General features: G+C 48.0%; 7 protein-coding genes. 5 read left to right on the plus strand and 2 right to left on the minus strand.

Annotation, left to right across the window (positions count from 1 at the left end; all coding sequences use genetic code 11):
- Nucleotides 1-47 precede the first annotated feature (47 nt).
- From ACTHUT_RS12610 to ACTHUT_RS12630, 5 genes are all read left to right on the plus strand, one after another.
- Nucleotides 48-368: an accessory factor UbiK family protein gene (locus ACTHUT_RS12610; protein ID WP_250599805.1), complete on the plus strand. Its 321-nt coding sequence runs from the start codon at nucleotides 48-50 to the stop codon at nucleotides 366-368.
- 13 nt (nucleotides 369-381) lie between these two features.
- Nucleotides 382-1,878 carry a YifB family Mg chelatase-like AAA ATPase gene (locus tag ACTHUT_RS12615; RefSeq protein WP_250599803.1) on the plus strand — a complete coding sequence of 499 codons (1,497 nt, stop codon included), beginning with the start codon at nucleotides 382-384 and terminating at the stop codon, nucleotides 1,876-1,878.
- 154 nt (nucleotides 1,879-2,032) lie between these two features.
- On the plus strand, nucleotides 2,033-3,064 hold the full coding sequence (locus ACTHUT_RS12620; RefSeq protein WP_049328709.1) for an SPOR domain-containing protein: 1,032 nt from the start codon (nucleotides 2,033-2,035) through the stop codon (nucleotides 3,062-3,064).
- Between the two features lie 13 nt (nucleotides 3,065-3,077).
- On the plus strand, nucleotides 3,078-3,701 hold the full coding sequence (locus ACTHUT_RS12625) for a thiol:disulfide interchange protein DsbA/DsbL (RefSeq protein ID WP_250599798.1): 624 nt from the start codon (nucleotides 3,078-3,080) through the stop codon (nucleotides 3,699-3,701).
- Nucleotides 3,702-3,763: 62 nt separating this feature from the next.
- On the plus strand, nucleotides 3,764-4,588 hold the full coding sequence (locus ACTHUT_RS12630; protein WP_250599796.1) for an undecaprenyl-diphosphate phosphatase: 825 nt from the start codon (nucleotides 3,764-3,766) through the stop codon (nucleotides 4,586-4,588).
- A gap of 76 nt (nucleotides 4,589-4,664) precedes the next feature.
- Here the strand turns inward: ACTHUT_RS12630 and ACTHUT_RS12635 are convergent, their stop codons facing one another.
- Nucleotides 4,665-5,078 (minus strand): type IV pilin protein, encoded by a 414-nt coding sequence (locus tag ACTHUT_RS12635; RefSeq protein ID WP_070747509.1) that lies wholly within the window; start codon nucleotides 5,076-5,078, stop codon nucleotides 4,665-4,667.
- Between the two features lie 265 nt (nucleotides 5,079-5,343).
- The gene (locus ACTHUT_RS12640; protein WP_036472233.1) at nucleotides 5,344-5,631 is read right to left on the minus strand and encodes a ComEA family DNA-binding protein; all 288 of its coding nucleotides are present in this window, start codon (nucleotides 5,629-5,631) and stop codon (nucleotides 5,344-5,346) included.
- Nucleotides 5,632-6,083: the final 452 nt, after the last annotated feature.

Genomic DNA, 6,083 nt, shown 5'->3' on the forward strand with positions numbered 1-6,083 from the left:
ATAGCCACTTGAATTTCTATATACATTCTGAATAAAGGATACGGATTATGTTCGGCAAACAACTTTTTGAAGAAGTCAGCTCCAAAATCAGCGAAACCATCGCCAACAGCCCTGCCAAAGACATGGAGAAAAACGTTAAAGCCATGTTCGGCAGCGCGTTCAACCGCATGGATTTGGTGACCCGCGAAGAATTCGACATCCAACAACAGGTTTTGATTAAAACCCGTACCAAACTGGCCGAATTGGAAGCCCGTTTGGCCAAACTCGAAGCCGCTCAAGAGCCTGAAGAAGCTGCTTTGAAAGCGGCCGAAACCGCTGCGGAAGAAGCTGTTGCCGAAATCAAACAACAAACCGAAGCTGCCGAATAAGGCCGTCTGAAACATGTCGCTTGCTTTGGTTTACAGCCGCGCCTTAAGCGGCATGAATGCGCCGTTGGTCGAAGTGGAAGCCCACCTTGCCAACGGCTTGCCACATTTCAATATCGTCGGTTTGCCTGATACTGAAGTCAAAGAAAGCCGCGACCGTGTGCGTGCCGCCATCATCCAAAGCGGCTTCGACTTTCCTGCCAAGAAAATTACCGTCAACCTCGCACCGGCCGACCTCCCAAAAGAATCCGGCCGTTTCGATTTGCCGATTGCCTTGGGCATTCTTGCCGCATCGGGACAAATCAACCCTGAAAAGCTCGCCCAATATGAATTTGCCGGAGAATTGGCACTGTCCGGCCTGCTGCGTCCCGTACGCGGCGCACTGGCCATGGTATGGCAAGGAATGCAGGCAGGCCGTTCGTTCGTCTTGCCGCAAGAAAATGCCGAACATGCTGCCATCATGCGCGGTATCGCGGTTTATGGTGCGCGTTCTTTAGGCGAAGTGGCCGCGCATTTAAACGGTATCGAACCGTTGACACAAACTGAATGCAAGCTGGCGCAAAGGCCGTCTGAACAAAGTAAAATTCCTGATTTAGCCGATGTCAAAGGCCAACATACCGCACGCCTTGCTTTGGAAATTGCAGCGGCAGGCGGACACAGCCTGCTGATGATGGGTCCGCCGGGTACAGGCAAATCCATGCTTTCGCAACGTTTACCCGGAATCCTTCCGCCTTTGACCGAAGACGAATTGGTCGAAGTATGGGCATTGCGTTCGCTCCTGCCCAACCATCAACAGCAACTCGACAGCAACCGTCCTTTCCGCAGTCCTCATCACAGCGCCAGCTCGGCTGCCATGGTAGGCGGCGGTTCAGACCCACGTCCGGGCGAAATCTCATTGGCGCACCACGGAGTGTTGTTTTTAGACGAATTGCCCGAGTTTGACCGTAAAGTATTAGAAGTATTGCGCGAGCCTTTGGAAAACGGCGAAATCCATATTTCCCGCGCCGCACGCCAAGCAGTTTATCCGGCCAAGTTCCAACTTGTCGCCGCCATGAACCCCTGCCCTTGCGGCTATCTTGGCCATCCGTCCAAACCTTGCCGCTGTACGCCTGAAAGCGTTGCCCGCTACCGCAACAAAATTTCAGGGCCATTGCTCGACCGTATTGATTTAACCATCGAAGTACCCAGCCTTTCTGCTGCCGAATTGATGCAACAAGAAGCAGGCGAATCCAGTGCCACCGTATTGGAACGCGTTACCGCCGCACGCAAAATCCAATATAACCGACAAGGCAAAGTCAATGCAGAACTGAGTGTCGGCGAGCTCGATGGCAAAGCCCGCATCCAAAAAGAAGCGCAAGAAGCCTTGGGAACCATGCTTGAAAAACTGTCCCTTTCCGCACGAAGTTTCCACCGCATCATGCGCGTTGCCCGTACGCTTGCCGATTTGGCAGGCGACGAAGAAGTCAGCAAAACACATGTGATGAAAGCCATCGGCTTCCGTCGCGCTCTTTAACTTTTCAGACGGCCTGAATCTTTATGTTTAAGTAAAACTAGAGTAAACAAAGCATCAGGATTTTGCCGTCTATAACGGTTATTGATAAAATATCGAATCCAAACTCAGACAGTCTCCTTTCAGACCGTCTGAACACATTATTACAAGGTAAGTCATGAAAAAATCTACACAATATGGCAAAGGCTTGGCCGGTTTCTTTTTCGGCCTGATACTGGCAACAGGTATTATTGCCAGTATTTTGTTCTTCTTGAACCAAGGCAAGCAAAACGTTTTCAAAGAGCTGACTCAGCCTAAACAAAGCGAAGAACCTGAAATCCTGAAACCTCAGGACAAAGCAGAGAAACGCCCAGCTACCGATAATTCATCTACCCAAGCAGATGAAGAAAAAGCTCAAGCGGAAAAAGAAGCTCAGGAAAAAGCCGAACAAGCAGAACGTGAAGCTAAAGAAAAAGCAGAGAAAGCTGCTGCCGATAAAGCTGAACGCGAAGCTAAAGAAAAAGCTGAAAAAGCCGCCACTGATAAAGCCGAACGTGAAGCCAAAGAAAAAGCAGACAAAACTGATGCCGACAAAGCCGAACACGAAGCCAAAGAAAAAGCTGCAAAAACTGAAGCAGAAAAAGAAACTGCTAAGAAAAAACTGGCCGAGAAAAAAGCTGAGTTAGAGAAAAAACGCGCAGAAAAAGCCAAAGCGGAAAAAGAAACTACCGATAAAGCTGCCAAAGACAAAAAAGCAGTCGACCAACTGACTGCCAAACAAAAAGAGCGTGCCGAGCGCAAACTGGCCGAGAAAAAAGCGGCTGAAGCCAAAAAGCAAAACAAGCCGACACCTGAGCAAATCCTCAATAGCGGCAGTATCGAAAAAGCACGTAAAGCAGCAAATGCCTCTGCAGCAAAAGAAAGCAGCAACTCTGTAAGTAAACAGTCAGTAGAAAAAGCCGAAACAGCTGCCAACAGCGGTAAAAAAGCATTCCTGCAGCTTGGTTCATATGCAGACCGCTCCAGCGCGGACTCACAACGTGCAAAATTGGCTATTTTAGGTATTTCTTCCAAAGTGGTTGAATCGCAAAACGGCGACAAAACCATTTACCGAGTTCAAAGTAACACCATGCCGCAGGAAGCCGCTGTGAAACTGCAAAAAAACCTGCAAGGCCATAATATCAACAGCTTGATTCGTTCTACCAAATAATGGAATCACTGATATGAAGCAGCGTATAAAACAAACCATTGCCGCACTCAGCCTGGGCCTACTCAGCCTGAGTGCGCAAGCTGCTACCGAGGGCGTGGACTATACTGTCCTCAGTCGTCCTATCCCGCAACAACAAGCCGGAAAAATTGAAGTACTTGAGTTTTTTGGCTACTTCTGCGTTCATTGCTACCATCTCGATCCGGTTTTGTTGCGACACAGCAAAACCTTCGCTAAAGATGTTTCCTTACGGACAGAACACGTCGTTTGGATGCCTGAAATGTTGGGTTTAGCCAAAATTGCCGCAGCCGTTAATCTTTCAGGTTTGAAATATCAAGCTAATCCAGTCATCTTCAAAGCAGTTTACGAACAAAAAATCAACCTGGCCAATACCAATGTATTCCGATCATGGGTGGGTAAACAGACGGGTTTTGACAGTAAAAAACTGCTTCAAACCTACAACAGTCCTGCTGCCGCATCGGCTGCTGCAAAAATGCAGCAATTGACGGAAACTTATCGAATTGAAAACACACCAACTGTCATCGTCGGTGGTAAATACAAAGTCAATTTCAACGGTACCGATTGGAAAGCCGGCATGAAAACCATAGACGAGCTCATCGTCAAAGTCCGCCGCGAATAATCCTCAAAACCACTTTAACTATTCAACAAAAGAAAGACGGCCTCAAGGCCGTCTGAAAACTTATGGACATTCTGATTTTATTTAAAACACTTATTCTCGGTATCATCGAAGGTTTAACTGAGTTTCTCCCTATTTCCAGTACCGGTCACTTAATTGTATTCGGTGATTTAATGAACTTTCAAAGCAACGGAAAAGTATTTGAAATTGCTATCCAACTCGGTGCAGTATTAGCCGTCGTATTCGAATACCGCCAACGATTTACCCATATCATAAAAGGATTGGGTAAAGAACGAACAGCCAATCGCTTTGTACTGAATTTATTTATTGCCTTCATACCTGCCGCGATTGTGGGTCTATTGTTCAGCAAACAAATTAAATTACACCTTTTCAACCCAATTACCGTTGCTACCATGCTGGTACTAGGTGGTTTCTTCATTTTATGGATTGAAAAACGCCAAACAACAGCCAAACCCAAAGTCAATCATGTAGATGATATGCGCCCAATCGACGCATTTGTTGTAGGATGCGCCCAAATTTGTGCCCTTATCCCTGGTACATCACGCTCAGGCAGTACCATCATGGGAGGTATGTTGTGGGGGCTGGAACGTAAAACAGCTACTGAATTCTCATTCTTCCTTGCCGTACCGATGATGATTGCGGCAACAGGTTACGACATCTTAAAAAACTACAAACTCTTTACCTTGCAAGATGTCGGACAAATTGCCATCGGTTTTATCGCAGCATTTATCGCCGGTTTATTGGCAGTAAAAGCTTTACTGAAATTTGTCTCCAGTAAAAACTATGTGCCTTTTGCCTACTACCGTATTGTATTTGGTGGTCTGATTCTCCTTACTTGGATGTTGGGCTGGGTTAGCTGGAGCGAATAATCCATCTTCATTCACCAAAGGACGTGCCTGTGCACGTCCTTTTTCTTTATCCGCATCCTCCCTTTCGATCAGGTTTCTACCCCGTAAAAGGCCGACACTCCGCATCATTGCCCCTAAATATCTCCTCGCCGTCCATACAGCTGCCCTTCCCCTTCATCTTCTCGCACACCACCGCCGTCAGCGACTCGTTCAAGCGCAACACCCTCGGCTCCGCCTCCCTGTCCAACGCCACCGCCTTCAGAGTAAACTTCCCCTCCAAGATCCCCTTAGCCTGACCGCTCATCCTGATGCAGAAACCACCCGCCTCCTTCACCGGCAGCTCCGGCCACTTCGTCGACGTCAGCTTAAAGCTGCCCTTTTTCGTATAGAACTGCTCCATAAAGCGCGCATTTTCCAGCAGGGCGGCATGCGCCGCACGCAGGTTGGCCGAGCGGACCGATTCCCGGTAGGCCGTAAATGCCACCGTCGCCAATATCGAAACCAACAACATCACCACCAACAGCTGTATCAAAGAGTAGCCCCTCTGCACAGTTGCCCTATTCCGTTTTCCATCAAATACATTTAAGTACATCTCTTTATTCCCTTTATCTTTTATATCCTCATCCGACAAGAGGCTATCCATTTATCCCTTTACCCAATGTAAAGTCTCCATTTGTCCAGGTCTTCATTCCCGGCCCCATACAAAGCCGCCCGTCAACCCGAACCGGCAAGCGGTTCGGCCTCGGGGCGGCATATACGGCAGTTAACCGTCAGGCTTATTTTTTCACGGCAGGCTGGGCGGCCTTAGGCGCGGCAGAAGAAACCGTCGCCTCCGCCTTCAACTTATTCAGCACCGCATCACCGATGCCCTTCACGTTTTTCAGCTCCTCCACCGATTTGAACGCACCGTTCTTCTGACGGTATTCCACAATCGATTTCGCCTTAGCCGGGCCGATACCGGGCAAGGCCTCCAGTTCGGCAGAAGACGCGGTATTGATGTTCACGGCAGCCAAAGAGAACGCCGCACAGACGGCGGCAAATGCACCAAATAAAAATTTCTTCATCAGATTTTTTCCCATAACGTGTTTGATTGAATCAGTCAGAAAGTCTACAGAATGGTTTTATTCCAAGCGGTAAACACTGTCACATACGCAGATAGGGCAACAGCCCATACCCACATAAATGCTTACGCCATATTAACGCAAATATCGTTTGATTTCAAATATTCCAAACAGTTAACCGTAAATCTCGGTACTTTTGTTCAAGAATAACAACAGGGTAATCATACATAATCCAAATACCAAGAATGCACGAACACTCAATAGGTATCGGTTCATCAATATTCTTGCACCCCTTACCCCATCACCTATCGCCAAACCGATAGAACCGACAGGCATGTAAAAAGCCCCCGACATCAGTCGGGGGCTTCGGAATGGGTGTTTGGCGGTGACCTACTTTCACATGGAAGAACCACACTATCATCGGCGCTGAGTCGTTTCACGGTCCTGTTCGGGAT

The organism is Neisseria sp. P0022.S010 (assembly GCF_051956635.1).